This is a genomic window from Pseudotamlana agarivorans, from assembly GCF_018860245.1.
GTDB classification, from domain to species: domain Bacteria; phylum Bacteroidota; class Bacteroidia; order Flavobacteriales; family Flavobacteriaceae; genus Pseudotamlana; species Pseudotamlana agarivorans_A.
On sequence record NZ_JAHKPD010000012.1, the window covers coordinates 462,924 to 488,389 of the forward strand.

General features: G+C 35.5%; 25 protein-coding genes. 13 read left to right on the forward strand and 12 right to left on the reverse strand.

Annotated elements, in window-relative coordinates; translation table 11 throughout:
• The first annotated feature begins 7 nt into the window (after positions 1-7).
• From KO493_RS08380 to aat, 3 genes are all read left to right on the forward strand, one after another.
• Positions 8-385 (forward strand): DUF3127 domain-containing protein, encoded by a 378-nt coding sequence (locus KO493_RS08380; protein ID WP_216067487.1) that lies wholly within the window; start codon positions 8-10, stop codon positions 383-385.
• Between the two features lie 329 nt (positions 386-714).
• Positions 715-1,014 (forward strand): nucleotidyltransferase family protein, encoded by a 300-nt coding sequence (locus tag KO493_RS08385; RefSeq protein ID WP_216067488.1) that lies wholly within the window; start codon positions 715-717, stop codon positions 1,012-1,014.
• A 76-nt stretch (positions 1,015-1,090) separates the two neighbouring features.
• On the forward strand, positions 1,091-1,717 hold the full coding sequence (aat, locus tag KO493_RS08390; RefSeq protein WP_216067489.1) for a leucyl/phenylalanyl-tRNA--protein transferase: 627 nt from the start codon (positions 1,091-1,093) through the stop codon (positions 1,715-1,717).
• A gap of 16 nt (positions 1,718-1,733) precedes the next feature.
• Here the strand turns inward: aat and KO493_RS08395 are convergent, their stop codons facing one another.
• On the reverse strand, positions 1,734-2,423 hold the full coding sequence (locus KO493_RS08395) for a DUF2490 domain-containing protein (RefSeq protein WP_216067490.1): 690 nt from the start codon (positions 2,421-2,423) through the stop codon (positions 1,734-1,736).
• 131 nt (positions 2,424-2,554) lie between these two features.
• On the opposite strand from KO493_RS08395, the gene KO493_RS08400 reads away from it, so the two are divergent.
• Entirely contained in the window at positions 2,555-3,544 is a 990-nt protein-coding gene (locus KO493_RS08400) for a 2-hydroxyacid dehydrogenase (RefSeq protein WP_216067491.1), read from the forward strand.
• Here the strand turns inward: KO493_RS08400 and KO493_RS08405 are convergent.
• Complete coding sequence (locus tag KO493_RS08405; RefSeq protein WP_216067492.1) at positions 3,541-4,107, reverse strand: DNA-3-methyladenine glycosylase I; 567 nt, start codon at positions 4,105-4,107, stop codon at positions 3,541-3,543. The genes KO493_RS08400 and KO493_RS08405 overlap by 4 nt on opposite strands.
• Before the next feature lie 109 nt (positions 4,108-4,216).
• Between KO493_RS08405 and KO493_RS08410 the strand changes: the two genes are divergently transcribed.
• Positions 4,217-4,840 (forward strand): thioredoxin family protein, encoded by a 624-nt coding sequence (locus KO493_RS08410; protein ID WP_216067493.1) that lies wholly within the window; start codon positions 4,217-4,219, stop codon positions 4,838-4,840.
• Here KO493_RS08410 and KO493_RS08415 read toward each other — a convergent pair.
• Genes KO493_RS08415 through KO493_RS08425 form a run of 3 tightly spaced genes read right to left on the reverse strand, consistent with a single transcriptional unit; the run spans position 4,818 to position 7,074 of the window.
• Positions 4,818-5,531: a hypothetical protein gene (locus KO493_RS08415; RefSeq protein WP_252723186.1), complete on the reverse strand. Its 714-nt coding sequence runs from the start codon at positions 5,529-5,531 to the stop codon at positions 4,818-4,820. The two genes, KO493_RS08410 and KO493_RS08415, sit on opposite strands and share 23 nt — an antisense overlap.
• A gap of 53 nt (positions 5,532-5,584) precedes the next feature.
• A complete protein-coding gene (gene truB / locus KO493_RS08420; RefSeq protein WP_216067494.1) occupies positions 5,585-6,277 on the reverse strand; it encodes a tRNA pseudouridine(55) synthase TruB in 693 nt (230 codons plus the stop codon).
• Positions 6,277-7,074 carry an undecaprenyl-diphosphate phosphatase gene (locus KO493_RS08425; RefSeq protein ID WP_216067495.1) on the reverse strand — a complete coding sequence of 266 codons (798 nt, stop codon included), beginning with the start codon at positions 7,072-7,074 and terminating at the stop codon, positions 6,277-6,279. Before KO493_RS08425 ends, truB begins: the two co-directional genes overlap by 1 nt.
• Positions 7,075-7,147: 73 nt before the next feature.
• On the opposite strand from KO493_RS08425, the gene KO493_RS08430 reads away from it, so the two are divergent.
• The gene (locus KO493_RS08430; RefSeq protein ID WP_216067496.1) at positions 7,148-8,272 is read left to right on the forward strand and encodes a glycerate kinase; all 1,125 of its coding nucleotides are present in this window, start codon (positions 7,148-7,150) and stop codon (positions 8,270-8,272) included.
• A gap of 12 nt (positions 8,273-8,284) precedes the next feature.
• Here KO493_RS08430 and KO493_RS08435 read toward each other — a convergent pair whose 3' ends face one another.
• The 3 genes from KO493_RS08435 to KO493_RS08445 all read right to left on the reverse strand — a co-directional run bounded on the left by KO493_RS08435 (position 8,285) and on the right by KO493_RS08445 (position 10,595).
• Positions 8,285-8,539, reverse strand: a complete 255-nt coding sequence (locus KO493_RS08435) for a DUF3098 domain-containing protein (RefSeq protein ID WP_216067497.1) — start codon at positions 8,537-8,539, stop codon at positions 8,285-8,287.
• Positions 8,540-8,632: 93 nt separating this feature from the next.
• The gene (locus KO493_RS08440) at positions 8,633-9,511 is read right to left on the reverse strand and encodes a cell division protein FtsX (protein WP_216067498.1); all 879 of its coding nucleotides are present in this window, start codon (positions 9,509-9,511) and stop codon (positions 8,633-8,635) included.
• Positions 9,512-9,677: 166 nt separating this feature from the next.
• Positions 9,678-10,595 carry a DMT family transporter gene (locus KO493_RS08445; protein WP_216067499.1) on the reverse strand — a complete coding sequence of 306 codons (918 nt, stop codon included), beginning with the start codon at positions 10,593-10,595 and terminating at the stop codon, positions 9,678-9,680.
• 149 nt (positions 10,596-10,744) lie between these two features.
• Here KO493_RS08445 and leuS point away from each other — a divergent pair, with 149 nt between their 5' ends.
• A complete protein-coding gene (gene leuS, locus KO493_RS08450; RefSeq protein WP_216067500.1) occupies positions 10,745-13,603 on the forward strand; it encodes a leucine--tRNA ligase in 2,859 nt (952 codons plus the stop codon).
• A 224-nt stretch (positions 13,604-13,827) separates the two neighbouring features.
• Here leuS and KO493_RS08455 read toward each other — a convergent pair whose 3' ends face one another.
• Positions 13,828-14,379 carry a porin family protein gene (locus KO493_RS08455; protein WP_216067501.1) on the reverse strand — a complete coding sequence of 184 codons (552 nt, stop codon included), beginning with the start codon at positions 14,377-14,379 and terminating at the stop codon, positions 13,828-13,830.
• 485 nt (positions 14,380-14,864) lie between these two features.
• Here KO493_RS08455 and ald point away from each other — a divergent pair, with 485 nt between their 5' ends.
• The 6 genes from ald (at position 14,865) to KO493_RS08485 (ending at position 20,324) form a co-directional block, all read left to right on the forward strand.
• Positions 14,865-15,959 (forward strand): alanine dehydrogenase, encoded by a 1,095-nt coding sequence (gene ald / locus KO493_RS08460; RefSeq protein WP_216067502.1) that lies wholly within the window; start codon positions 14,865-14,867, stop codon positions 15,957-15,959.
• A 145-nt stretch (positions 15,960-16,104) separates the two neighbouring features.
• Positions 16,105-16,347, forward strand: a complete 243-nt coding sequence (locus tag KO493_RS08465) for a hypothetical protein (RefSeq protein WP_216067503.1) — start codon at positions 16,105-16,107, stop codon at positions 16,345-16,347.
• Entirely contained in the window at positions 16,329-16,643 is a 315-nt protein-coding gene (locus KO493_RS08470) for a type II toxin-antitoxin system RelE/ParE family toxin (protein WP_216067504.1), read from the forward strand. Before KO493_RS08465 ends, KO493_RS08470 begins: the two co-directional genes overlap by 19 nt.
• A 174-nt stretch (positions 16,644-16,817) precedes the next feature.
• Positions 16,818-17,513 carry a zinc metallopeptidase gene (locus tag KO493_RS08475; RefSeq protein WP_216067505.1) on the forward strand — a complete coding sequence of 232 codons (696 nt, stop codon included), beginning with the start codon at positions 16,818-16,820 and terminating at the stop codon, positions 17,511-17,513.
• A 191-nt stretch (positions 17,514-17,704) separates the two neighbouring features.
• Positions 17,705-19,477: a MutS-related protein gene (locus KO493_RS08480; protein ID WP_216067506.1), complete on the forward strand. Its 1,773-nt coding sequence runs from the start codon at positions 17,705-17,707 to the stop codon at positions 19,475-19,477.
• A 67-nt stretch (positions 19,478-19,544) separates the two neighbouring features.
• Positions 19,545-20,324, forward strand: coding sequence for an amidohydrolase (locus KO493_RS08485; protein ID WP_216067507.1), 780 nt, complete (start codon positions 19,545-19,547; stop codon positions 20,322-20,324).
• Here the strand turns inward: KO493_RS08485 and KO493_RS08490 are convergent.
• From KO493_RS08490 to KO493_RS08500, 3 genes are all read right to left on the reverse strand, one after another.
• Entirely contained in the window at positions 20,317-21,921 is a 1,605-nt protein-coding gene (locus tag KO493_RS08490; RefSeq protein ID WP_216067508.1) for an Ig-like domain-containing domain, read from the reverse strand. The two genes, KO493_RS08485 and KO493_RS08490, sit on opposite strands and share 8 nt — an antisense overlap.
• Before the next feature lie 57 nt (positions 21,922-21,978).
• Positions 21,979-22,656, reverse strand: coding sequence for a ComF family protein (locus KO493_RS08495; RefSeq protein ID WP_216067509.1), 678 nt, complete (start codon positions 22,654-22,656; stop codon positions 21,979-21,981).
• Between the two features lie 129 nt (positions 22,657-22,785).
• A complete protein-coding gene (locus KO493_RS08500) occupies positions 22,786-25,182 on the reverse strand; it encodes a PDZ domain-containing protein (RefSeq protein ID WP_216067510.1) in 2,397 nt (798 codons plus the stop codon).
• Positions 25,183-25,466 lie beyond the last annotated feature (284 nt).

Below are 25,466 nucleotides of genomic sequence, written 5' to 3' on the forward strand. Positions count from 1 at the left end.
CGAGTAAATGGAAGTTCAAGGAAGAATTAAAATGGTTGGAGAAACGCAATCATTCGGAAGTAACGGATTTAGAAAAAGAGAGATTGTAGTGACTACAGATGAGCAATACCCACAACATATTATGGTGGAGTTTGTTCAAGATAAAACCGATTTATTAAACAGTTACCAAGTTGGACAACAAGTAAAAATTAGCATTAACCTACGCGGAAGAGAATGGGTTAACCCTCAAGGTGAAACTAAGTATTTCAACTCTATCCAAGGATGGCGCATCGAGGCTTTACAAGCTGAAGCTGCAGGCGGAAACATGCCACCAGTACCACCAGCAGATGCTTTTGAGCCTGCAGGAGATTTAAAAGAAGAAGATGCAGACGATTTACCTTTCTAAATAAAAGGTTTTTCGCTTTCGCGGAATTAAATATAAAAAACCCCAATGTTGAAAAACGTTGGGGTTTTTTGTTGGTTTTTTGCTCCGTCCTTAAGGAAGGCGACATAGCTTTACGTTATCCAGATCAAAAACCATCTCAATTATACCTTCATCAATAAATGGTTGTATCCTTGATAGTATCATATGATACTATCAAGGATGAAACGGCCTTACGAAATAACGTTCTAAGTATTGCAGACGATAGCTGATTTGTTAAAAAAAAACGGCATAATTTAATGCCGTTATCTGCAAAAATTGTAAGCTTAAATTAAATAGTTTAAATTTGATATATGCTTATATCAGAAGAAAATAAAAGTTTAATCGATTCACTCTGCGAAATTCATCTCGTTGAGAAGCTGTATTTATTTGGTTCTGCCACTGGAAGTCAATTTACAAGTACTAGGGATATTGATTTTTTAGTGAAGTTCAGAAAAATTGACTTGGAGAAATATTTTGATAATTATATAAGTCTCAAAGAGAAACTCAAAAACATCTTCAATAGAGAAGTTGACCTGGTAGAAGGGCAAACTCTTAAAAATCCTATTCTCATAAAATTCATAGAAAAAAATAAAGAATTAATATATGGATGAAAGGATACTAAAATGGCTTGATTTCTAAGCAAGTCTAATAAATCATTTTATTCCACAGCGTATATTTACCCACACCATGTTCCACTACCTATCCGATGAATTATGGTTTCCAGATCATGAAGAAGCTTTAGCCGACGGCCTGCTTGCCGTTGGTGGTAATTTGTCTGTGGAACGCTTACTTTTGGCTTATAAAACCGGTGTATTTCCATGGTTTAGTGAAGGAGACCCAATTTTATGGTGGTCACCAGATCCTCGATTTGTTTTGTTTCCCAAAAAATTAAAGGTTTCTAAAAGTATGAGACAGGTGCTCCGTAATGGTGGTTTTACTGTAACCGAAAATAAAGCCTTTTTAGAGGTTATGAAATCCTGTTCTAAAATAAAACGCGAAGGTCAAGAGGATACCTGGATTACACAAAGCATGATTGATGCTTATACTCAACTTCATAATTTGGGCTATGCCAAATCAGTTGAGGTTTGGCAAGATGATCAACTTGTTGGTGGACTTTATGGTATAGATTTAGGAAACCGGGTCTTTTGTGGCGAAAGTATGTTTGCGAAAGTTAGTAACGCTAGTAAAGTGGGCTTCGTTACTTTCATTCAAAATAATAATTATAAGCTCATCGATTGCCAAGTGCATACCAATCACCTAGAAAGTTTAGGTGCTGAAGAAATATCTAGAACGGCTTTCTTAGATTATTTGTGAATTTTTATGCCGAAAATTAAAGCAGAATAACGGCTGAAGTGAGTAAAAATAAACGGCTAAAAGTATTTTGATTAAAAGCATTTAACCGATACTCAAGTCCGGCCTTAACCTTAAAAGTTTTTGCGATTTTCCATGCAATGAGTGCATTAGTTCTTAAACTAGTCCTTGTTGAAATATGGGGACTTAAACTTAATAGACCTTCCAAACTTCCTGTGAAATAAGTTTCACCAACATCAAAAGTTTCTCCTTTTAGTGGTAGCCCTATTTCAAACATATAACGTTGTCTAAAAACGGTTGTGTTTTCTAAAAAACGTTGTTCAATTCTAATTTTATGCCGTAAGCGTATATGTTGATAATGCGTTATATGATTGTATTTTTCTGTGATTCTGATTTCACCAAGGCCTGTATCGAATAGATCTCTATTTCTGTAATAAACACCTAAGCTTACTATATTCTTTTTGTTTATAATATAATTAGAGAAGTGATAAAGGTCAACTTGTTGTTGGTTATACTGCCAAGTGCGCGATCGAAATAAAAAATAGCGTGAACGAAAAGTGAAATCTACACTGTATTTTTCAGAAAATGGGTGGATGAGATTAACAGCAGTTTCTCCTAGAACAGCATCACTCTGTGAAAAAGCGTTTAAACTCCCTATAAAGAAAATAACATATAGAACTTTTTTTATGAATACGAATGCATTTCTCAAATCGAGTAAAGGACGTTGTTTGTTCGTTTAATGTATAGATAGCTATGTTCAAAAATAATTAGAATTATAGTTTTCGACAAAATAATTGATGAATTTACTATCTTCAAGCCTTAAAATAAACCACCCTCTTTATGAAAATCGCCTTATTCAGCTCAAAACCTTACGATCAAGAATATTTTGAAAAATATAACACCGATTATCAATTTGAGTTTACTTTTTTTGAAACGCCTCTTAATAGTCATACCGCAAATTTAACTAAAGGGTATGATGCGATTTGTACCTTCGTAAATGATAAATTGGATGCTAAAACAATTAAGATTTTAGCCGAAAACGATATAAAATTAATCGCCGTACGTTGTGCCGGATTTAATAATGTAGATTTAGATGCAGTAAAATCACACGGCATTAAGGTGGTTCGTGTTCCTGCTTATTCACCTGAGGCCATTGCAGAACATGCTTTAGCTTTAATTTTGACCTTAAACCGCAAAACTCATAAGGCCTACAATCGTGTGCGCGAAGGAAATTTTTCGCTAAATAAACTTATTGGGTTTAACTTAAGTAATAAAACCATAGGCGTTGTTGGAACCGGTAAAATTGGAGCCGCTTTTTGTAAAGTGCTTAGTGGTTTTGGTTGTGAAATTTTAGCCTACGACGTGTATCCTTCCGAAGCCTTAATCGAGCAAGGCGTTAAATATGTTTCTTTAGATGATTTATTTAAACAATCGGATATTATATCACTCCACTGTCCGTTACTTGAAAGCACCAAACATATTATTAATAAAAACTCATTAGCACTCATGAAAAAAGGGGTCATGATTATTAATACCAGTAGAGGTGCTTTAATTGATACCGCCGATGTTATAGAAGGTTTGTCTCATAATCGAATTGGTTATTTAGGTATCGATGTTTACGAGCAGGAAGAAAACCTGTTTTACCAAGATTTATCGGAAAGTATCATTCATGATGATTTTATTTTACGTTTAAATAGTTTCCCAAATGTATTAATTACGTCGCATCAAGCCTTTTTCACCAGGGAAGCCATGTTTGAAATTACGACCACGACTTTGGAAAACATTAAAGCATTTAAAAACGGCGAAGAATTAGTTAACGAGGTGGTTTAAACTTCGTTATGTCTAAAGCAGTTTACAATATGGTCGTTTACCATACCTGTAGCTTGCATGTGGGCATAAATGACTGTAGAACCTACAAATTTGAATCCGCGTTTCTTTAAATCTTTGCTAACAGCATCACTTAAAGGTGTGTTTGCTGGAACTTCACTCATTTTATTAAATTTGTTTTTAATGGGTTGGCCATCCACAAAACCCCAAATGTATTTGCTAAAACTACCATATTCACTTTGAATTTTAATAAAAGCTTGTGCATTCGTTATCGTAGCTTTTATTTTGAGTTTGTTGCGAACAATCCCTGCGTTTAAAAGAAGGCCGTCGATTTTATCTTGATCGTAATTGGCTATTTTTTTATAGTCAAAAGCATCAAATGCCTTTCTGAAATTTTCTCGTTTTCGCAGAATGGTTATCCAACTTAAACCGGCTTGAAACGTTTCTAAAATTAAGAATTCAAAAAGCGTAGCATCATCGAAAACAGGGACACCCCATTCTTTATCATGATAGGCTTCATAAAGTGAATCGCCATGACACCAAGAGCACTTTTCCTTTGTATTCATATGATTTTGTAGGTTTTAAAATTCAATTATGACAAATGTCAGCTTAATTAGCTTGTCAAGATAGTAATTTTGCAGCGTTAAGATATTTTCCATTTTAAAAATAAGGCTTATGAATTCCATTATTAAAGAAAGTTTTGAGCGCAGTATGTCCTATGAGGCCTATCGCACTTTGGTGAAACAATTAGTCGATGAGCATTCTAACACGGGAGTCAATAAAACGGAAGAATTAGCAAATTTCACAAAGTTAAATGACAGGCGTATGAAACGCTGGGATAAAACCATCAAACTTTCTCAAGAAGCAGAGCAACGAATTTTAGGGTTTAAGGAAAAAGTAACTTGGTTAGTCATTACAGAAAGTTGGTGTGGTGATGCTGCTCATGTATTGCCTGCGCTTTATAAAGTGGCTTCGCTTAGTGATAATATCGATTTTAAGGTGGTTATTCGCGATGAAAATCTGCAACTTATGGATCAATACTTAACAAATGGTAGCGCAGCTATTCCTAAGGTTATTGTAATTGATGATGAAACTGGAGATGTACTTAATACTTACGGCCCAAGACCTAGTGAAGCGGCAAATTATGTAAAACGATTTTTGGCTAAAAACGGAAAATTAACGCCAGCTTTTAAGGCCGATTTACAACATTGGTATAATGACAATAAAGGGCAGAATGTTATTGAAGATGTTACGCAGTTATTGGCTAAATTACAAACTAACGTTTGCCCACAAACATAAAGGTAATAGTTCCTAATTGGCTTTTTTGTTTTGGGTCTCTGCTAAATCGTGAACGATTCGCGTATTCTAATGCACGTTCCATTAAGCATTCGTTTTCGGAGTTAGAAGCGGTATTTACATAAGAGTCTACCACATCTCCATTGGCGTTTACTGTAACATTTACAATTATTTTTCCGTCGACCTCACAAAGATAAATTGGTATTGGGATGTAAACTTTGGTTCTATTTGGGAGCGAATAACTAATGCTACTTCTCGAATTATTTTGTGCGCGTTGTTTCTTAAGTAAGTCATTAACCTTACTAAATTTAGATAACTCTTCTTGGTTTAATGAAGCATCTGGTGCCTTTTTGAAATCATTTTTTTCTGAAGGTTCAGACTGTCCTTGTTCGTTAGATTTTGGAGTGTAATCTTCTGGTGGAGCAATTGGTTTAAAGGCCTGAGCAAAGTGTTTAGCCTTTTGTGTTTCGTTAAAAGCATTATTCGTTTCTGCTTTGGTGCTACTTTGATTTTCTAAGGCTTCAAGTATTTTGATTTCCTCTGGGGTTGGTTCTTTTTCAGGTTCCAATTCGTAATAACTCTCTGAAGCGAGTTCCTTTTGGTTATTCAAACTTAAATTAAAAACCATAAGAAGAATGGTTCCAGAAATTAGAAGGGTAATCAGTAGGGCTCTATTTTGATTTGTTAGGTTCAAATCTTTGATTTTTAAAGTTTTGTGTTTATTTAATATACGTAAAATTAAATAAACTAGTTTTTGAGGTTTTCAATAAAGGATTCAATGCTTGTGGCGTTTTTAACATTAAATTCGCCAATTTTGGTACGTCTTAAGGCAGATAGGTGTCCGCCAGATTGTAAGGCTTTCCCAAAATCGTTTGCTAAAGAGCGAATATAAGTACCTTTGCTGCAAACCACTCTAAAATTTACCTTTAAACCTTCAATTTTAGTAATTTCAAATTCAGAAATAGATACTGTTCTGGATTTAATTTCCACTGCTTCACCAGCTCTAGCGAATTCATACAGGCGTTTTCCGTCTTTTTTCAATGCTGAAAATACTGGAGGGTATTGTTGTATGTCACCAATAAATGCTTTCGTTGTTTCTTGAATGAGGTCTTCTGTAATGTGCTGGGTAGGGAAAGTTTCGTTAATTTCAGTTTCTAAGTCGAAGGAAGGTGTCGTACTTCCTAATATAATAGTACCTGTGTATTCTTTAATCTGACCTTGAAAAGTATCTATTTGTTTGGTCATTTTACCCGTGCAAAGTACTAATAATCCTGAGGCTAGAGGATCTAGTGTACCGGCATGACCAACTTTAATCTTTTTAATATTGAAGGCTTGCCTAATTTCCCAACGCAGTTTATTAACCACTTGAAAAGAGGTCCAATGCAAAGGTTTATCAATTAATAATACTTCTCCAGAAAGATAGTCGTCAAGCGTTTTCATTAGGCGTTTAACATTGAAAATATAACGGCAATAATACCAACAATGGCACAATATATCGCAAAATAGATGAGTTTACTTTTTTTAACCAAAGAAATCATCCAGGTACAAGCGAATAAACCAGCGATAAAAGCAGCCACAAAACCTATAGAAAGTGCAGTGAAATTTCCACTGTCGTAGGCTAAATCACCACTTAATATGTCTTTAGCGATTTTTCCGAAAATTAATGGTACCACCATTAAAAATGAAAAACGTGCTGCTTTAGTTTTGTCGTTTCCTAATAAAACTGAAGTTGAAATGGTCGCTCCAGAACGTGAAATCCCAGGAAGCATGGCGATAGCTTGAGAAATACCTATGATAAAGGCATCTTTAAAAGATACTTTTTTATTGGTGTTTTTGGCTTTATCAGCAAAATATAATAATACTGCGGTTATGATAAGCATAAACCCAACAAGCATGATGTTTCCGCCAAATAATTGTTCCAATTGTTCTTCAAAAAACAAACCAACAATAACCGCAGGAATCATAGAGACTGCAATTTTTGTAATGAATTGTAAATCTTCATTCCATTCAAATTTAAGGGCACCTTTAATAAGGTCGAAAATATCTTTTCTAAAAACTACAAGTGTACTTAAAGCAGTAGCAAAATGTAATACTACGGTAAAAAGCAAACTGCCTTCAGCTTCTAGATCATCGCCTAAAATGGCTTTGCCTATCTCTAAATGGCCACTTGAAGAAACTGGTAAAAATTCGGTAAGGCCTTGAATGATGCCTAAAATGATTGCGTCTATAATTTCCATGGCGCTAAAATATTAAAATACTGTAACATTCGACATGCCTTGCTAAATAATAAAGCGTTATTTTAGAATCCTTATGAAATTGGTACTAGCACCAGATAAATTTAAAAATAGCCTTACAGCTTTGCAGTTCTGTGACGCGGTTGAAGCTGGAATAAAGGAAATTCATCCAGGTGCCGACATTGTAAAATTACCACTTGCCGATGGTGGCGATGGCACCATAGAAGTCCTTAAGTTTTATTTGAAAGCTAAATTCATTCAAGCTGAAGTTCACAATCCGTTTTTTGAGAAAATTTTAGCAACCTATTTATATTCTGAAGTTTCTAAAACCGCATTTATTGAAATGGCCGAAGCTTCTGGGCTTAAGTTGTTACATACAGAACAATTTGATTGTAAAAATACAACTACTTTAGGTACGGGTGATTTAATAGTTGATGCCCTAAACCGAGGCGCTAAAAGCATTATTTTAGGTTTGGGCGGAAGTGCAACCAACGATTGTGGCATTGGTATGGCAAGCGCATTAGGTTATCGTTTTTTAGATGAACGCGGTAATGAAGTGATACCCATTGGCTCGAGTTTATCTCAAATTAAAACCATAGATGTTTCTAAAGTTCATCCTAGTTTAACTGGGGTGAACTTTCAAATTGCCTGTGATGTTGATAATCCTTTATATGGTAAGAACGGTGCGGTTTATACTTATGCGAATCAAAAGGGGGCTACTGCTGTAGATATGGTGTTGCTAGAACAAGGGGTGGTTGATTTCTCCAAAGTGTTAGAGCAAATCTTTAAAATTGATGTTCAAGCTATAAAAGGCGCGGGAGCTGCGGGCGGTATGGGAATCGCTTCAAAAGTATTTTTAAATGGCGCTTTGTTATCAGGGATTCAGCTGGTGAAAGATTTAGCCGATTTTGATGCTAAAATTATAGATGCCGATTGGATTATCACTGGTGAAGGCAAGCTAGATTTTCAAACCCTATCAGGGAAGACGATTGGTGGCGTGCTGCATTCCGCGAAAGCGATAAATATAAAAGTAGCTGCTTTATGCGGAGCTGTTGATTTAGATGAAATTGAATTAAAAGACTTCGGCATTCAATACAGCGATGCGGTTTTAAGACATGCCGGAAACTTAAACAATGCCATGAAACATGCTTTTGAGTATGTTCAATTAATGGCAAAAAACTTCGCTAAGAATAAGCTTTAATTTCTTGCGAAATTACTTCTTGTCCGGATTTAATAGTATGGCATAGATTTGAATGCCAAACCCAATAAGGACTAAAGTTGGCGCTAAACGGATGCGTCTCCAATTAAAAATTTCAGGATTAAAAACGTTAGGGTCGTCGCTTCCACCACCAGACATTAAAATAAAACCTAGAGCAATAACGGCTAAACCGATAAACATGAATTTATAGTTTTTCTTTCCGAAGATAAAACTCGGTTTTGCTGCTTCTTTTCGTTTTTGTTCTCCCATAATTAAAATACTGAGGCAATTATTTTTGCAAAGTAAAAGATTTATTTAAAAATATCCTGTTAATAGCTTTCTAAATTCTTGCTTTAAGTGGTATTAGTAGTATAACTGGTCTGTTTTTAAATTTAAAAACCGTTGCGTTGCAAAATGTGTGCTTATCCAAGTAATGATTATGCCTAAGCCAAATATTAAAGTGAATAGTAAACCCACATGAATAGGTTGTCCTAAAAGGTTTAATTCCAAGAAAGTTTTATTTAAGTAATATAAAACAATGGCCATGCCAATAAGCGCTAAGATCGCGCCAATAATGCCAAGCTTTACACTTTGTAAAACAAAAGGACGTCTAATAAATTGTTTGGTAGCTCCTACCATTTGCATGGTTTTTATGGTGAAGCGCTTGGAGTAAACGGCTAAACGAATTGAGCTATTTATAAGTAAAACAGCAATTAATGTAAATATAGCACTGATGATAAGCACCCAGAAACTGATTTTTTTAACGTTATCGTTCATTAAATTAACCAAGTCGTTGTCGTAAGTAACTTCTTCAACAAAATTTTTATTTAAAGCTTCGGCAGAAATTTTTTCAAGATGTTCTGAAGTTACATAATCTGCTTTCAGGTAAACATCAATAGAATTCTGTAAGGGGTTATAGCCTACAAAATCCATAAAATCTTCGCCGTTTTCTGCTTTCATGAATTCGGCAGCTTGCTCTTTAGATACGTATTCGGTCGATTTAACATAATCGGCCATGGCTAAGCTTTTTTCAAGCTGCTTGGTCTCAACTTCCTTCGCAGTATCCTTTAAATAAATGGTCACTACGACCTGTTCTTTAAAATGATCGGATACTTTTTTAGCATTAAGAATCAACAATCCTAATAATCCCAGTAAGAATAAAACCAGTGCAATACTTAGCACAACAGAGAAGTAAGAGGAAATAAGTCTTCGTTTTTGGTGCTTTTCAAAAGATGAACTCATAAAAGATTTTGGATTAATGAGGTAAAAATACTAAAGTAATTTTAGAAAACTTCAAAAGGATTTAAGTCTTTTGGTTTCAAGGTTAATTGTCAATTTAAAGCGCGAGAGACTGGCTTCAAATACACTAACTAAAATAAGTTGATATTGTTGTAAAAGCTGAATGTGTTTAGGTTATAGATTGGGGTTTTTTACTAATAAGATAAACTCCTATTATGACAAATAAACAGGATATAATCTTAACAATATGAATGTCTTGACTGTATGTGCTATCGTTAAAAATATAAGTTAGCATGAGAACAATAGTGAAACTAACCGCTGGTTGGATGTAGGTATAACTTCCTGCTACCGAGGGAGAAACTTGTCTTAAGGCATATATGTTAAATAGAAAAGTCAAGAAGGTGGTGAAAACGATTACATATCCAACGACTAAGAAAGTGTTCATATCAAAAAGACTATAATCTGTATGAAATAAGGCATCGTTTAATCCAACAGGGATTATAAATAACAACCCGAATAAAAACACCCAACTTATTATGGTTATAAAGTGATACTTCTTCATGAGTGGTTTTACAACAACTTGATAAAGGGAAAAGCAAACGACATTAATAAAAACAAAAAGGTTTCCTAAAAAACTACTGGTGCCGGCAGCTACCTGTCCGTACCAAACTAAACCTATAGCGCCTAAGGCACCAATGCTTAAACCTATAATTTTATTTGGTGTGGTTTTTTCTTTTAGAAAAATCATACTTAAAATAAACACGACCGTTGGCGATGAGGTCATGATAATAGAGGTGTCTATAGGTGAGGTAATACTTAGCCCTTCAAAGAAAAACAGTTGGTTGCAAGATGCGCCAAAAAGTCCGCAAAGCATTAACCGTAGGAAATCCTTTTTTTCGACTTTTTCTTTAATAAATAATTTAATAAACCAGAATAAAATACCAGCACCTAAAACGCGAAACAAAACAAATGGTTTTGGGTCTAGTTTTTCAGGCATAATCCCTTTAGCTATAAAATTATTGGCGGCATAGATAACATGTGCGCTAAATAGTGCAAGGTGTGCTTTGATGTGGTTGCTTTTTAGCAAGGGGTTAATTGTTTTAAATGATAAATTTTAATAGGCGTCAAAAGTAAATGTAATTTATGGTAATCTCTGATAAATTCATTTTTTATGCTTTAGGCCGTCCTATTTCTAATTAAAACGTAAATTTGCAACTTCTTAAAATAAGGATGATAATGACCTATAATTTCAACGAGATAGATGCCAAGTGGCAAAAATATTGGGCCGAGAACCAAACTTTTAAAGCGGTAAACAACAGTGACAAACCAAAATATTATGTTTTGGATATGTTTCCTTACCCGAGTGGTGCAGGATTACATGTTGGGCATCCGTTAGGGTATATTGCTTCCGATATTTATGCGCGTTACAAGCGTCATCAAGGGTTTAACGTGTTACATCCACAAGGTTATGATAGTTTTGGTTTACCTGCCGAGCAGTATGCGATTCAAACCGGGCAGCATCCCGCACTTACTACAGCCGAAAACATTAAAACCTACCGTCGCCAGTTAGATCAAATTGGTTTTTCATTCGATTGGTCACGAGAAGTAAGAACATCAGATCCGAGTTATTATAAATGGACGCAGTGGATTTTCATTCAATTGTTTAATTCATGGTTTAATAAAGATTCAAGTAAAGCTGAAGATATTTCAGAATTAATAAAAGTTTTTACTTCGGAAGGAAACGCTAACGTTAACGCCGTTTGCGATGACAACATTGATGTGTTTTCCGCTGAAGAATGGCATGGATTTACTTCGGAAAAACAACAAAAAATATTATTACAATACCGATTAACATATTTAGCTGAAACCGAAGTAAACTGGTGCCCTGCATTAGGAACGGTTTTAGCCAACGATGAAATTGTAAATGGTGTTTCAGAACGTGGTGGCCACACCGTGGTTCGTAAAAAAATGACCCAGTGGAGCATGCGAATTTCAGCTTATGCCGAGCGTTTGTTACAAGGTCTAGATACTATTGATTGGACAGATTCTTTAAAGGAAAGTCAGCGTAACTGGATTGGGAAATCGGTTGGAGCTTCGGTAACGTTCAATGTCATTGCGAGTGAAACGAAGCAATCTCACGTTATAGACGTATTCACCACCCGCCCAGATACTATTTTTGGAGTAAGTTTTATGACTTTAGCTCCAGAGCACGATTTAGTGTCTCAAATAACAACTCCAGAGCAAAAAGCAGACGTTGATGCTTATATTTTAGCAACGGCTAAACGTAGCGAACGCGATAGAATGGCCGATGTAAAAACCATTTCAGGTGCTTTTACTGGCGCTTACGCGGAACACCCTTTTACTAAAGCACCTATTCCTGTTTGGATTGGTGATTATGTTTTAGCAGGCTACGGAACAGGGGCAGTGATGTCGGTACCTTGTGGTGATCAACGTGATTACGATTTTGCGAAGCATTTTAATATTCCGATTATAAACATTTTTGAAGGTGTTGATATTTCTGAAGAAGCTTTTTCAGATAAAGACAATACCGTGATTGCAAATAGTGATTTCCTTAACGGTATGAACTATAAAAAAGCAACAAAACGTGCTATTTACGAATTGGAGCAATTAGGTTTTGGCGAAGGGAAAACCAATTACCGTTTACGTGATGCCGTATTTTCGCGTCAGCGTTATTGGGGAGAGCCATTTCCAGTGTATTATGATGAAGATGGTATGCCACAAATGATAGATAAAAAGTTTTTACCGGTGGAATTACCAGAGGTTGAAAAATATTTACCAACGGAAACCGGTGAACCACCATTAGGAAATGCTTTAAAATGGCATTGGTTACAATATGGTGATGAAGCTAAAATAGTTTCTAAAGCCGAGTTTGAGAATTCCTCCCCTGTGGGGAGGCTAGGTGGGGCTCTAGAGCTAAACACCATGCCGGGTTGGGCAGGAAGTTCGTGGTATTTTAACCGCTACATGGATTCTACCAACGAAAATGAATTTGCAAGTCAGGAGGCTTTAAACTACTGGAAGGATGTCGATTTATACATTGGAGGTAGTGAGCATGCTACTGGCCACTTGTTATATGCACGTTTCTGGCAGAAATTCCTGTTTGATAAAGGTGTCGTGCCTGTTGATGAGTTTGCTAAAAAACTGATTAACCAAGGGATGATTTTAGGAACGAGTGCTTTTATTTATAGGGAAGAAGGTACAAATACGTACTTATCGTTAGGATTGTCTAAAGATAAAAACGTGCAGCCCATTCACGTCAAAGTGCAGTATGTTAATGCTTCAGATGAATTGGATATTGAAGGTTTAAAAGCTGATGGCGAATTTGGTGAAGATTATAAAGATGCCGAATTCATTCTAGAAAATGGCGTGTATAAAGTCGGTCGTGATGTTGAAAAGATGTCTAAATCGAAATACAACGTGGTTAATCCAGATGATATTGTTGCCGATTATGGTGCCGATAGTTTACGTTTATATGAAATGTTCTTAGGACCATTAGAGCAATACAAACCTTGGAATACTGCAGGAATCACTGGTGTGCATAACTTTCTTAAAAAACTATGGAAGTTGTATGTAGACGATAATGGCATAAAAGTAAACGATGCTGAAGCTTCGAAAGATGCTCTAAAAACCCTGCATAAAACGATAAAGAAAGTTCAAGAAGATATTGAGAACTTTTCGTTTAACACATCGGTGTCTACATTTATGATTGCTGTTAATGAATTAACAAGTCAGAAATGTACAAGTAAAGATGTGCTTGAACCATTATTGGTTTTAATTTCGCCGTATGCACCACATATTGCAGAAGAATTGTGGCGTTTGATGGGGCATGAGGAGTCGATTTCAACAGCAGCTTACCCAGAGTTTGACGCGAGCCACTTGGTTGAAAGTGCTAAAAACTATCCGATTTCCTTTAACGGAAAAATGCGTTTCACTTTAGAATTGCCGTTAGACATGAGTAAGGAAGATATTGAAGCCACGGTTTTAGCTCACGAAAAAACACAAGAGCAATTACAGGGCAGAACACCTAAAAAGGTGATTGTGGTACCTGGTAAAATTGTGAATATTGTAGGGTAGGAATTGAAGTTAAAAGTTAAAAATTAAAAGTTGAAAGTGAAATGTTTTGTTCGCTTTTGATGTTGAAATATTTAAGTAAAGAAGCTGTATTTAAGGCATGCTTTTCGTCAACCTGAACTTGATTCAGGTTCTCATCCTACTGATTTCTCAATATGATGGGATTCTGAATCAAGTTCAGAATGACGCGACTAGACCTTTTATACAGCTTCTTTTGTATTTATATATTAAAAGAAGTAACCCACCGAGAGCTGTAAGGCGCCAAGTCTATTCTTAATTGAAGAACCATCAATATCGTTAATATTGGATAGCCCTAAATTATATCGAGCGCCAAAATTAATGCCGTTATCTAGTTTGTAACCTACGCCTGTGCTTAGTCCAAAATTGACATTATTGTAACTGTCTTTAACGTCAATATCTTCAGTTTTAGCAGAAAGTAAAAATCCTATTTGTGGTCCTGCTTCAATGCTTAATCCTTTTGTTAGGTAATATTTTGCCATTACAGGAATGTCGAGATAATTTAAAGCAGTAACATCTTCGTTGATACTAAATCCGTTACCAGAAAACATGATTTCTGGTTGCACCGAGAATTTTTCGGAAATAGGTATTTCTACCATACCTCCAAAATTGAAGGCAGTAACCAAATCTTTGTTTTCGGATTGATCACCCATAACATTGGCGAAATTGAGTCCGCCCTTAACTCCAAACTGAAGGTCTTGAGCATGGAGGTTTACAGCACCAAAAATGGCGACTGCGGTCACTAGTAATAGTTTTTTCATAATATAAAGTTTGATTTAATTTGACTCAAAGCAAGGACTTTTTTTGAGGTTGCTATTTCTGTTTAGTATAGTTTTAACCTTTTTAACTAACTTTAAGAAATATCTGTATTTTAAGCATTATGAGGGTTTTATGGTTTTAGTTGTATGATTAATATGTAACGTGTTCTGCGTTAAGGATAGCAGTGGAAATCCTTTTTAAAACCAGAGTTTTAAAAAGATTGCAACGGATAGCCTGACCCTTGTGGTAACGCCCAAAAAACTAAGGTATTCACGACTTGGGTATGTGAGAATTGAAAGCTTGTGATTTTGAATTATTGAATCTTCATTTAATCCCTAGTAAATCAGTATATATTATTTGATTCTTAATATAAAGTTAAATATGATGTGTTTATTTTATTAAAATGCGTTTTCGCAGGTTTTTTGTCAATCCTTTAATGTAGTTTTGCGCTCGTAATTCCATTATTAATTCTTTAAAAAATACGGGTATGAAAATTGGTGTTCCTATTGAGATTAAAAACAACGAAAATAGAGTGGGAATGACGCCTTCTGGGGTGTTCGAATTGACAAAAAGAGATCATGAGGTTTTTGTTCAGAAAAATGCTGGTTTTAACAGTGGTTTTTTAGATGAAGATTATATTGAGGTTGGTGCAACCATTCTTGATACGATTGAAGCGGTTTATGCTGTGGCAGAAATGATTGTGAAGGTAAAAGAGCCTATCGAACCAGAATACAAGTTAATACAACCAAATCAAGTGGTATTTACATATTTCCATTTTGCATCAAGTGAGGCGTTAACAAACGCGATGATTGAAAGTAAATCGATTTGTATTGCTTACGAAACGGTTGAAGATGCCGATGGTACGTTGCCATTGTTGATTCCGATGTCTGAAGTAGCAGGTAGAATGTCTATTCAACAAGGGGCTAAATATTTGGAGAAACCAATTAAAGGACGAGGTATTTTACTAGGTGGTGTTCCTGGAGTTCCTCCTGCAAAAGTGCTTATTTTAGGAGCCGGTATTGTAGGCTATCAAGCGGCTAAAATGGCTGCTGGTTTAGGAGCTCACGTGGTTATTATGGATATTAATATGAAAGCTTTACGTTATGTGAGTGATTCTATGCCAAATAACGTGATTAGTGAATTTTCAAGTGAATACAATATTAGAAAACATATTCAGGATGCCGATTTAATTGTTGGTGGTGTATTAATTAAAGGCGCAAAAGCACCAAAATTAATCACTAGAGATATGCTGAAAGAAATGCAACCAGGGACTGTTATGGTTGATGTGGCTGTAGATCAAGGTGGTTGTTTTGAAACGACAAAACCAACAACTCACCAAGATCCAACTTATATTATTGATGAGGTGGTGCATTATACCGTAGCAAATATGCCAGGTGCTGTACCATACACGTCTACAATGGCTTTAACAAATGTAACTTTACCGTATGTGCTTAAATTAGCCAATCAAGGTTGGGAAGCGGCATGTGAAAACAATGCGCCATTAGCAAAAGGATTAAATATTGTGAAAGGAGAAATCGTTTATAAAGAAATCGCTGAAGCTTTTGACATGGAAATGGCTTAAGTAAATAAGATTTTAAATATACTGAAACGCCCAGTGCTTAATTTTTAAGTCTGGGCGTTTTTTTTTGTTTTTTACCAAAAGTGACAAAAACTTCACGAAATATTTATGGCACTTTTTTGTTATCTTTATAAATTAAACTTAAAAAATGGCGACAGTAGATAATATACGAAACGGATTGATTGATAAAATACTATCTATTAAAAATAAAGATTTTTTAGTAGCTCTTGATAAATTAATTACATCTAGCGCTTCAGAGTCAGATATTATTGAGTTAACTAAAGAGCAAAAAATAATGCTTGAAATGAGCGAACGGGATATTAAAGAGGGCAAACTTATTTCTCAAGAAGCTATGGATAAAAGAAATCTAGAATGGCTCAACGCAATGTAATCTGGACGCGAACAGCTGATATTCAGTTTGTCGGTATACTAGAATATTGGGTTAAAAAAAATAAGTCAAACATCTATTCCATAGAGCTTTTGAAATTGGTTTCTGAAAGGACAAAACAAATAGCTGAAAACCCATTACTTTACATAGTAACTGATTTTAAAAACACAAGAGTGGCTTCGTTAGGTAATTTTAGTATTTATTATAAATATAATGATGCAGAAATTATAATTACCGCGTTTTGGGATAATCGACAGAATCCGAAAAAATTGGTAAAATTATTAGAAAGTAAAAAATAGGGTTGAAATTGGTGTAATATTTATAATTGTTATTATTGCTGATGCTCTATTTTTACTAGAGCCTTGACTTTCAATCACAGTCTTTCATACCAAAACTGACAAATCTTCACAATATATTTATGGCGTCATTTTTGCTATCTTTATAAAAAAAAACAAAACTTAAAAAAACAAAAGATGATAGGATATTATATAATTATTGGAGCCGTAGCTTTAGTAAGCTGGTTGGTAAGTAATACGCTTAAACGTAAGTTTGCGAAGTACTCGAAAGTACACTTAAGAAACAGTATGAGTGGTGCTGAAATCGCCAAAAAAATGTTAGCTGATAATGGCATTTACGACGTTGAGGTGATTTCTACGCCGGGGAAATTAACAGATCATTATAACCCTAAAAATAAAACAGTAAACTTAAGTGAATCGGTTTATAACCAAAGAAACGCAGCAGCTGCAGCTGTAGCAGCGCACGAATGTGGTCACGCAGTGCAACACGCTCAAGCTTACAATTGGTTGCAAATGCGTTCTACTTTAGTCCCTGTTGTTAGTGTGACTTCTGGTATGTCGCAATGGTTGGTTATTGGTGGACTGGTGCTTGGAGGTGCCGCAGGAGTTGGCCTTGGATGGTATGTTGCCGTTTTAGGAGTGCTCTTTATGGGTTTTGCAACCTTATTTAGTTTTATAACTTTACCTGTGGAATACGACGCGAGTAACCGCGCCTTAGCTTGGTTGAAAAATAAAAACATGCTAGCCCCAGAAGAATATGCCGGAGCTGAAGATTCGCTTAAATGGGCCGCTAGAACCTATTTAGTTGCGGCTATTGGTGCTTTAGCAAACTTACTGTATTGGGCGCTTCAGCTTTTTGGAGGACGCGATTAAATCATAGATAATTAAATACTAAACAAAGAGGCTGTCTAAAAAGTAAAGTTTTCGTCAACCTGAACTTGATTCAGGTTCTCATAATGATTGGTTATCAGTATGATGAGATTCTGAAATAAATTCAGAATGACGTACTTTAATACTTTTTGTACAGCCTCCTTTTGTTACTTTATACGCAACAAATATTTTAAATGAAATCACCTTTAGAGTACTATAAAAACCACCTAGAAACCTATCAATTAGAAGTTAAAAAACTTTACAAAAAAATGGCCAGTTTGAGTGTGCTGCGTTTGGCTGTTTTTGTGGGCACTGGTTTCGGTGTTTATTTATTTTTTCAACAATGGCAAGTCGCATTGCTTGAGGCTGTAATTGGTATTGCTATATTTCTGTATTTGCTTTCAAAATACACAGATGTCAAGCAGCAACGCGAATTTAATAAGGCTCTAGTGGCACTTAATCAAGAAGAAATTAAAATTGCTGCAGGTGATTTTCATAATCGCGAGGAAGGACTCCAATTTCAAGACCCGAATCATTTTTATAGTTTGGATATCGATTTGTTTGGTAGAGGTTCCTTTTATCAGTTTATGAATCGTACCACGAGTCGTGAAGGAGCAAAAACCTTGGCAGAGCTTTTAAAGGCGAACCATGTTTCAGATATTCCATTGCGACAAGAAGCTATAAAAGAATTGGCTAAAAAAACGGAGTTCCGACAGTTTTATGCGGCAACCTCTAGCTTAATTAAGGTTGAAACGCCTGCAGAATTCATTGTTAATTGGATTAAAAACCATAAGCTCTTTTTAAATAAAACCGTTTTTAGGCTGGCTCAAGGTTTTGGAATCATTTCCATACTCATCTTTGTGTTAACCGTTTTTAATGTGATTACTTACAAGCCTTTAATAGCCTATTGGATGTTTTTAGGTTTAGGGTTTTCTACTGTTTATTTAAAAAGGGTTAACGTTTTAGCTTCCAAAACCGATAAGGTTCGTGATACTTTTCGTCAGTATGCGACTTTATTGGATTTGATTGAAAAGGAGACTTTTACTTCAGCATTACTTAAAAAGAAACAACAGCTTATTCAGACCGAAAAGAAGAAAGCTTCAGCGATTTTTAAGGCTTTTTCAAAATCTTTAGATGCGTTGGATAACCGTAATAATTTAATAGGTGCTATGTTCGGCAATGGCCTTTTCTTAATTGATATTAAAAATTCATATCAAGTTGAACAATGGATTTCAGAATATGGAGATGTAGTTTCCGAATGGTTTGAAGTGGTTGCCTTTTTTGATGCTTACAACAGTTTAGGAACCTATGCTTACAATCATTCTGAATTTGTGTTTCCTGAAATTATGACCTCTGGACCCGTGATACAGGCTACAGGTTTGGGACATCCTTTATTGAATAAAGCTAAACGTGTTGATAGTGATGTCGCTATTGACGACGAACAGTTTTTTATCGTTACTGGGGCCAATATGGCAGGGAAAAGTACTTTTCTGCGTACCATATCATTGCATATTGTTATGGCGAATTCTGGCTTGCCCGTTTGTGCAAAAACGAGTAGTTACTCGCCAGTAAAATTAATTACAAGCATGCGTACCACCGATTCGTTAACCGATGAGAGTTCGTATTTCTTTTCGGAACTCACACGCTTAAAATATATTGTTGATGCCATTAAAAAGGAACCATATTTTATTATTCTTGATGAAATTTTAAAAGGAACCAATAGCACCGATAAAGCCATTGGTTCTAAGAAGTTTGTAGAAAAACTGGTAGCTTCAGATGCTACAGGAATCATCGCGACACACGATTTAAGTTTGTGTGAGATTGAAAAGGAACTCAACGAAGTGAAAAACTATTATTTTGATGCTGAGATTATTGATGACGAATTGCACTTTGATTACAGATTGAAAAAAGGCGTGTGCCAAAACATGAATGCTTCGTTTTTGTTGAAGAAGATGGAGATTGTGTAGTTTGAAATATGGGCAAAAAAAAGCAAATTAAGAATACAGCATTATATGGTTAAAATGGTATAAACCTATGCAAAAAGAACTGAAAGTCACATGGATTCAAACCGATTTAATTTGGGAAGATCCGAAGCAAAATCGAGCAAATTTCACTAGGCATATTGAGAGTCTTTCGGAAGCGACTGATCTCATCATTTTACCCGAAATGTTTTCTTCTGGTTTTACGATGAATGCCGATAGAGTGGCAGAAACCATGCAGGGTGAAACAGTGCATTGGATGAAAGCAATGGCAGCAAAATTCAATGCGGCGATTATGGGAAGCTTAGTAATCTTTGATGACGGGAAGTTTTATAACAGATTGGTTTTTGTAGAACCTACGGGGAAAATTACTTATTACAACAAACGCCATGCATTCACATTGGTTGGCGAAGAGAAAACCTATTCTGCAGGTAGCGATAAGGTAATTGTAAATTATAAGGGTTGGAAAATTTGTCCGTTAGTGTGTTATGATTTACGTTTTCCCGTTTGGGCACGAAACACCGAAGATTATGATGTGTTAATTTATGTGGCGAATTGGCCCAAACCTAGAATTTCGGCTTGGGATACACTTTTAAAGGCTAGAGCCATAGAAAATATGAGTTATTGCATTGGTGTAAATCGCGTTGGTATTGATGGAGTAAATAGCGCATATTCTGGACATTCAGCAGCTTACGACGTATTAGGGAATCTCATGTCTCCAATAACCCCAAATCAAGAACAGGTTAAAACGGTAACCTTAGAAAAACGACATATTGAGGCTTACAGAAATAAGTTCAAATTTTTAAACGATAGAGATGCGTTTAGTATTACTTAAATTCAAGCGTTTCTTCTATACCCCAATCGGCTCTAACTTCAACATCTTGAAAATGGCTTATGTTTTCAGGTTGACGTTTTTCTAAATAACTTCCGGTGTCGTACTTCTTATTTGCGTTAACATCCTGAATTATTCTTATGGCATAAACCGCAGGGTTTAAATCAAAGAAGTCAACTGGGCCCTCTTCGGTAATATGGTTTTCATATTTCACTTTGCCATCTTTATCTGTTAGCTGAATAATTATTGGATAAGTAGCGTTGACTAATGTAAAACGCACATAGCCATAATCGGATGCTTTTTTCGTTTTCACGGAAACTTTTAACGTGTCATTTTTATAATCGAAAATATCAACAAAAGCTTCAGGTAGGATTTGCATTTTGTAACTGTTGTCTTCAGTTTTTTCGAAATTGAAATCGTAGGTGTTTGTGAGGGTGTCAAATGTTGTTTTAAAAGAAACGTCTGTAGAATCTTTGTCGATTAACGAAATTTTTGAAGCATCAAACTTTTTAATTGGTGTATTCGCGGTAAGTTGAAACGGTTCTTTAAGTCTGATAGTAGAGCCAGAAACCATACTCAGTTTTATAGAATCTCTTTTTTGCTCACTAATCCTTACAGTAAAATCCTTTTGGTAATCTTCTGGTTTGGTTACTTTAAAAAGTAACGAATCCACTTTCATTCTTGGGGTGTACCAATAGAGTAGCGAATCGGTTTCGGGGTCTTTGGTAATGCGGTAGCTATAATCTTCAGGCGTATCTGATAGTATTTTAATCGCCATGTCTTTGTAATCACCTTCATAACCAAAGGCTATTTTTTCTCCAGATAATAATTTTGGTCTCGTCGCTTTAAAATCTGGCACTTCATTAAATAGCTTTAAGGTATAGGTGGTATCGGTAGGGACGGTTATAAAGTTTTTATTAAAGGCAATTTGATCTGATTTTTGCTGAAATTTATAATCATTATTGCCATCTTTTAGGGCTACTAACATGTATTTTCCAGGTTTTATATTTTCTATGGAAAAAGTAGTAACACTATCTAATGTATTGGTGATGTATTTTGGCTTTTCATTAAAAACAATAGAATCTGTAAATGTTGAGTCCACCTCATAAAGTCCAACATTTATAAAAGTTTCTGGCTTTTTTTTCATGGCATCAACAATGCTTCCTGTTACTTTTAGAGAATCTATATAACTCCCTGTAGAAAATACATAACGGTAATAAGGGTATGGATTACCTTCATTATTATCGGTAATACTATTTCCGAAGTTAAAAGCATAGGTGGTGTTTGGAGCTAAAGTGTCTAATATTTTAATAGTTACTTTTTTACTCGCAGCACTAAGTGGTGTGATATCTGGTTGGTATTCCATTGGCGGTGAAATAATCAACTGCTTCTGGATGTCTTTAATCTTTATGTATTCATCAAAAGTAATTTCAATTTCATTGCCCTCAAAATGAGTAGAATAATTCTCTGGAGATGATTTAATTATTTTAGGAGGTAATTTATCTTTTGGGCCGCCACTTGGGGTTCCACGATTCGCACAATTAACAAAAACAGCACCAACCAAAAGGGCTAAAACAAAATTAGAAATGGTCTTTTTCATCAAAGATTTAAAATTTATACAAACCTACATAATTTTAAAGATATATGGGATAACTCATTAAGCTATTGCCATGGTGGCGATGCTAATTTTAATGTTTTTTGCTGCATTTAAAACAGTGGCACAAGATTCTATAGTAGCCCCCGTGGTAATAATGTCGTCTACCAATAAAATATGTTTGTTTTCCAAATGGTGAATGTGATGCACTGTAAACTGCTCAGAATTGTTTTGCCAACGTGCCAATCGTTTTTTGCTTACTTGAGATTTAGTTTTAGAAACTTTTAAAAGAATGTCGCCTTTGTACTCTGCATTTAAAGCTTCAGCAAGTTGTTTACCAAATTTACTCACTTGATTATACCCTCGTTTTCTAAGTTTCTTTTTATGAAGTGGTACCGGAATTACAATGTCAATATTATTATATGTTTCAAGCGTTTTTAATTCAGCGCCAAGCCAATTACCTAGAAGTATACCTATGTCTTCATGGTTTTTATATTTTAAATTATGAATAAGATGCTGGACGGTACTTTTCTTCTCAAACCTAAAAAGCGCCGTACTATTTTCTACTTTAATTCTTCCGTAAAGGACTTTTTCAACACTTTTGTCCTTTGTAAAATGGAAGTTTGTAACCGGTAAATCATGGCGGCACTCTATGCAAATGCCAACTTCGTTGTCGTGTAATGGCTGCTGGCAAGCATAACAAACTTTAGGAAAAAATAAATTAACTATTGATTTAAGCATATGGTATAAATATAAGAAGTTATATGCTTAATAGAGGTTTTAAAATATGTATAGTTAAATGCTTAAAAAAATCCCCAATGCAAGGCATCGAGGATTTTCTAATTTAAAATAAACTTAATATTTTTTAGATTATTTCTTAGTTTTGATCGTTAAATTCATTGGTTTTTGATTGCGGTAAATCACCACATCAAGGTGCTCTTTCCAAATGTATTTTTGATATACATTCATTAAATCCATGATATTATCCACATCATTTTCATCATATTTAACAATAACGTCTCCTTTTTTAAGCGTGGTAGCGCCAATGATACTTTCTTTAGCGATGTTTAAAATAACCACACCGGCAGTTTTGTTTAAACCAGCGGCAGAACGTTCTTCCATAGTGGTAACCGATTTTAGTGTCGCTCCCATCCATTCTATAGTTGCCGTTTTGGCACTTTCATCGTCTACGGGCCATAATTTTGGTATATTGGGTGTTTTAGCAAGTTTTTTAAGTGTCGGTTTTTTGACACCAAATTGATTCATTGGAATATTTTTAAAGCCAATTTTAAGGGCCGGAGAGCTTTCGGCAACCGTGTAATCGCCTTCACTCGGATTAACAAATTGTGGATTTCCAAAAGTGCTATGCGCCTCAATGCCTTTGGATTGCTCGTTTTTTAAACCTTTCTCGGTAGGGAAGAGGTTGTAATCGACCTCTTTACCCCAAGCTTCAAGGAAAATATCCTTGTGGTTACCCATCAAGATGTTTTTGCGAAATACATCGCCGTTATCTTTAAACCATACATGTGGATGAAAGCCATTGTTTATAATAATATTGTTTTCTGCAGTACGGTGGAAGCCTTCTCTTAATTTGATACCACCATTTAAACATACGTTATTGTAAATCTCATAATTGGTAGAGCCATCGTCCAAATCTATATCCCAACCATGATCGCATCTAAATCTGTTATTACGTATTATTGTGGTGTGGATAGCATCCCAAAGCACCATTTTGGGGTGAAGTGCCACGATAGAATCCATAACTTCTCGCTTTGGATGCCAGAAACGGTCTCTTCCCCAGGAGTTGAATGCACCATGATCACCCGATTCTAAAACCGTTGCAAACACATCATTATATTCTAATATATGTCCGCCCCAAGTACCGTCTCCAATATTAATTCCTGCTCGGGGTACTTCATAAATACTATTGTTACTTACGGTAATATCCATAGCCATGGAAATCTCAACACCCGCAGTTTGCTTTTCTAGTCTGCCAATACGGTGTATTAGGTTGTTATCTGCGATACATGATCTTGGATATAATTCGTTTTTAGGTCCTGCTATGGTGTCTAGTTTGTTATAATCTACAAATTCGTTGTATTGAAAAGATGGCGAGCGCACGGCAGTAGGACTTCCCACAAAGCTAATGGCGCTTGCTCCAGAATCATGAATGTGATTCCCTTTAATATTAACATCTTTATTGTAATTGCTTACAAAAATGACATTTCCGCCTAAATTGCTTAGCTCACAATCCTGAATAGTTACTTTTTCGGTGCCTTCCAGAAATAAAGCACCGCCTCGATAAATTGTCCAATCACTTCTTAGTAAAGGTTCGTATTCTTCCATAATAGTTCGGCTACTATGTTCAAATTGAATATTTTTTATGGAGATGTTCTTAACAGGATTATCCACAGTCCCTATAATATCTATTAAATGTTTTAACCTAACCACTTCCACTGTGGCTTTTTTTAGTTTTGTAGCATCCGAAACATATAGGTAGAGTTTGTTTTCTTCCTTATTTAAGTACCATTCTTTCTCACTGTCTAGTTCTTCAAAAATATTTTCAACCATTCGATAAGTATCATGGATACCTCGAGCCGGTCTGTTGTTTTGGTGCCCTTTGGAAAGGGTAGCCTCTCCGTGCTCATCAACACCAGTAATAAGGAAATGAAAACCACCCCATTCGCCACCATGCATAGCATGGAATATACCGCCTTTGGGGTTCGACCAGGTTTTAATGCGTTCGGGAGCAATAGCATCTGCAGCAAAGCCTTGCCAGTGGCCGCCTGCTTCATTGTAATTAGGGTAACGTGCTAAAATTTGCTTTTCACCGTCGAGGTATAATTGATCAAATGAAGTGCCTTCAGGAACATTGGCAACCCAAATGTTGTTTTTGTACGGTTCCCAAGGTAACGTCAAGGTTTGAGAACCTTTTATAATGGTTTGACCGTTTTCTGCACCTAAAAGTGTGAGGTTTGAAAGTAAGGGAGAAATGGAAATTGTGTTTTTTAAATGATAGGATTTAGCAGCTAATTGGATGCTAATTGCAGTATTTGTATCTCCGCTATTTCGTAGTGCAGTAGCTTTCTCAAAAGCTTCTTCTAGGCTGTTTACTGGAACGCCTGTTTGGGAAGTGTTAGCTGCTCCAACATAGATGATGGTGCTTTTTTGAGACTCTTTTTTAGCGCATGAACACGCTAAAAATAATACGGATACAGCCAGTATGCTCCGTTTAATTAATCTGTAAGAATGGTTAGTTGGTTTCAAATTGAATGGTTTTTTTCTAAAAATAGATATTAAAATGAAATCGGTCAAAGATTACCAGTTTCATCGTATTCATTTTTACGAAACTTTACTTAAAAAGTATGTTAATGCCAATAATAAATGGGACCTATAGAACCATGTAGCTGTTTGGGGTTTCTTAGTAGCAATGGTATAAGTAAAGCATACTTGTTTTGAAGAAGAAATTATTTTAATAAAAATCAAGTTTTAGGGAGCGATTAAATGTATAATGGTGAGGTTTTTAGAGTGTTAATTAACTTAATGTTTTA

Excerpts from the sequence above, each read along its gene's own strand:
- KO493_RS08380 (WP_216067487.1), top strand. The coding sequence starts at position 8 with ATGGAAGTTCAAGGAAGAATTAAAATGGTTGGAGAAACGCAATCATTC.
- KO493_RS08385 (WP_216067488.1), top strand. The coding sequence starts at position 715 with ATGCTTATATCAGAAGAAAATAAAAGTTTAATCGATTCACTCTGCGAA.
- aat (WP_216067489.1), top strand. The coding sequence starts at position 1,091 with ATGTTCCACTACCTATCCGATGAATTATGGTTTCCAGATCATGAAGAA.
- KO493_RS08400 (WP_216067491.1), top strand. The coding sequence starts at position 2,555 with ATGAAAATCGCCTTATTCAGCTCAAAACCTTACGATCAAGAATATTTT.
- KO493_RS08405 (WP_216067492.1), bottom strand. The coding sequence starts at position 4,107 with ATGAATACAAAGGAAAAGTGCTCTTGGTGTCATGGCGATTCACTTTAT.
- KO493_RS08410 (WP_216067493.1), top strand. The coding sequence starts at position 4,217 with ATGAATTCCATTATTAAAGAAAGTTTTGAGCGCAGTATGTCCTATGAG.
- truB (WP_216067494.1), bottom strand. The coding sequence starts at position 6,277 with ATGAAAACGCTTGACGACTATCTTTCTGGAGAAGTATTATTAATTGAT.
- KO493_RS08425 (WP_216067495.1), bottom strand. The coding sequence starts at position 7,074 with ATGGAAATTATAGACGCAATCATTTTAGGCATCATTCAAGGCCTTACC.
- KO493_RS08430 (WP_216067496.1), top strand. The coding sequence starts at position 7,148 with ATGAAATTGGTACTAGCACCAGATAAATTTAAAAATAGCCTTACAGCT.
- KO493_RS08435 (WP_216067497.1), bottom strand. The coding sequence starts at position 8,539 with ATGGGAGAACAAAAACGAAAAGAAGCAGCAAAACCGAGTTTTATCTTC.
- KO493_RS08440 (WP_216067498.1), bottom strand. The coding sequence starts at position 9,511 with ATGAGTTCATCTTTTGAAAAGCACCAAAAACGAAGACTTATTTCCTCT.
- leuS (WP_216067500.1), top strand. The coding sequence starts at position 10,745 with ATGACCTATAATTTCAACGAGATAGATGCCAAGTGGCAAAAATATTGG.
- KO493_RS08455 (WP_216067501.1), bottom strand. The coding sequence starts at position 14,379 with ATGAAAAAACTATTACTAGTGACCGCAGTCGCCATTTTTGGTGCTGTA.
- ald (WP_216067502.1), top strand. The coding sequence starts at position 14,865 with ATGAAAATTGGTGTTCCTATTGAGATTAAAAACAACGAAAATAGAGTG.
- KO493_RS08465 (WP_216067503.1), top strand. The coding sequence starts at position 16,105 with ATGGCGACAGTAGATAATATACGAAACGGATTGATTGATAAAATACTA.
- KO493_RS08470 (WP_216067504.1), top strand. The coding sequence starts at position 16,329 with ATGGCTCAACGCAATGTAATCTGGACGCGAACAGCTGATATTCAGTTT.
- KO493_RS08475 (WP_216067505.1), top strand. The coding sequence starts at position 16,818 with ATGATAGGATATTATATAATTATTGGAGCCGTAGCTTTAGTAAGCTGG.
- KO493_RS08480 (WP_216067506.1), top strand. The coding sequence starts at position 17,705 with ATGAAATCACCTTTAGAGTACTATAAAAACCACCTAGAAACCTATCAA.
- KO493_RS08485 (WP_216067507.1), top strand. The coding sequence starts at position 19,545 with ATGCAAAAAGAACTGAAAGTCACATGGATTCAAACCGATTTAATTTGG.
- KO493_RS08490 (WP_216067508.1), bottom strand. The coding sequence starts at position 21,921 with ATGAAAAAGACCATTTCTAATTTTGTTTTAGCCCTTTTGGTTGGTGCT.
- KO493_RS08495 (WP_216067509.1), bottom strand. The coding sequence starts at position 22,656 with ATGCTTAAATCAATAGTTAATTTATTTTTTCCTAAAGTTTGTTATGCT.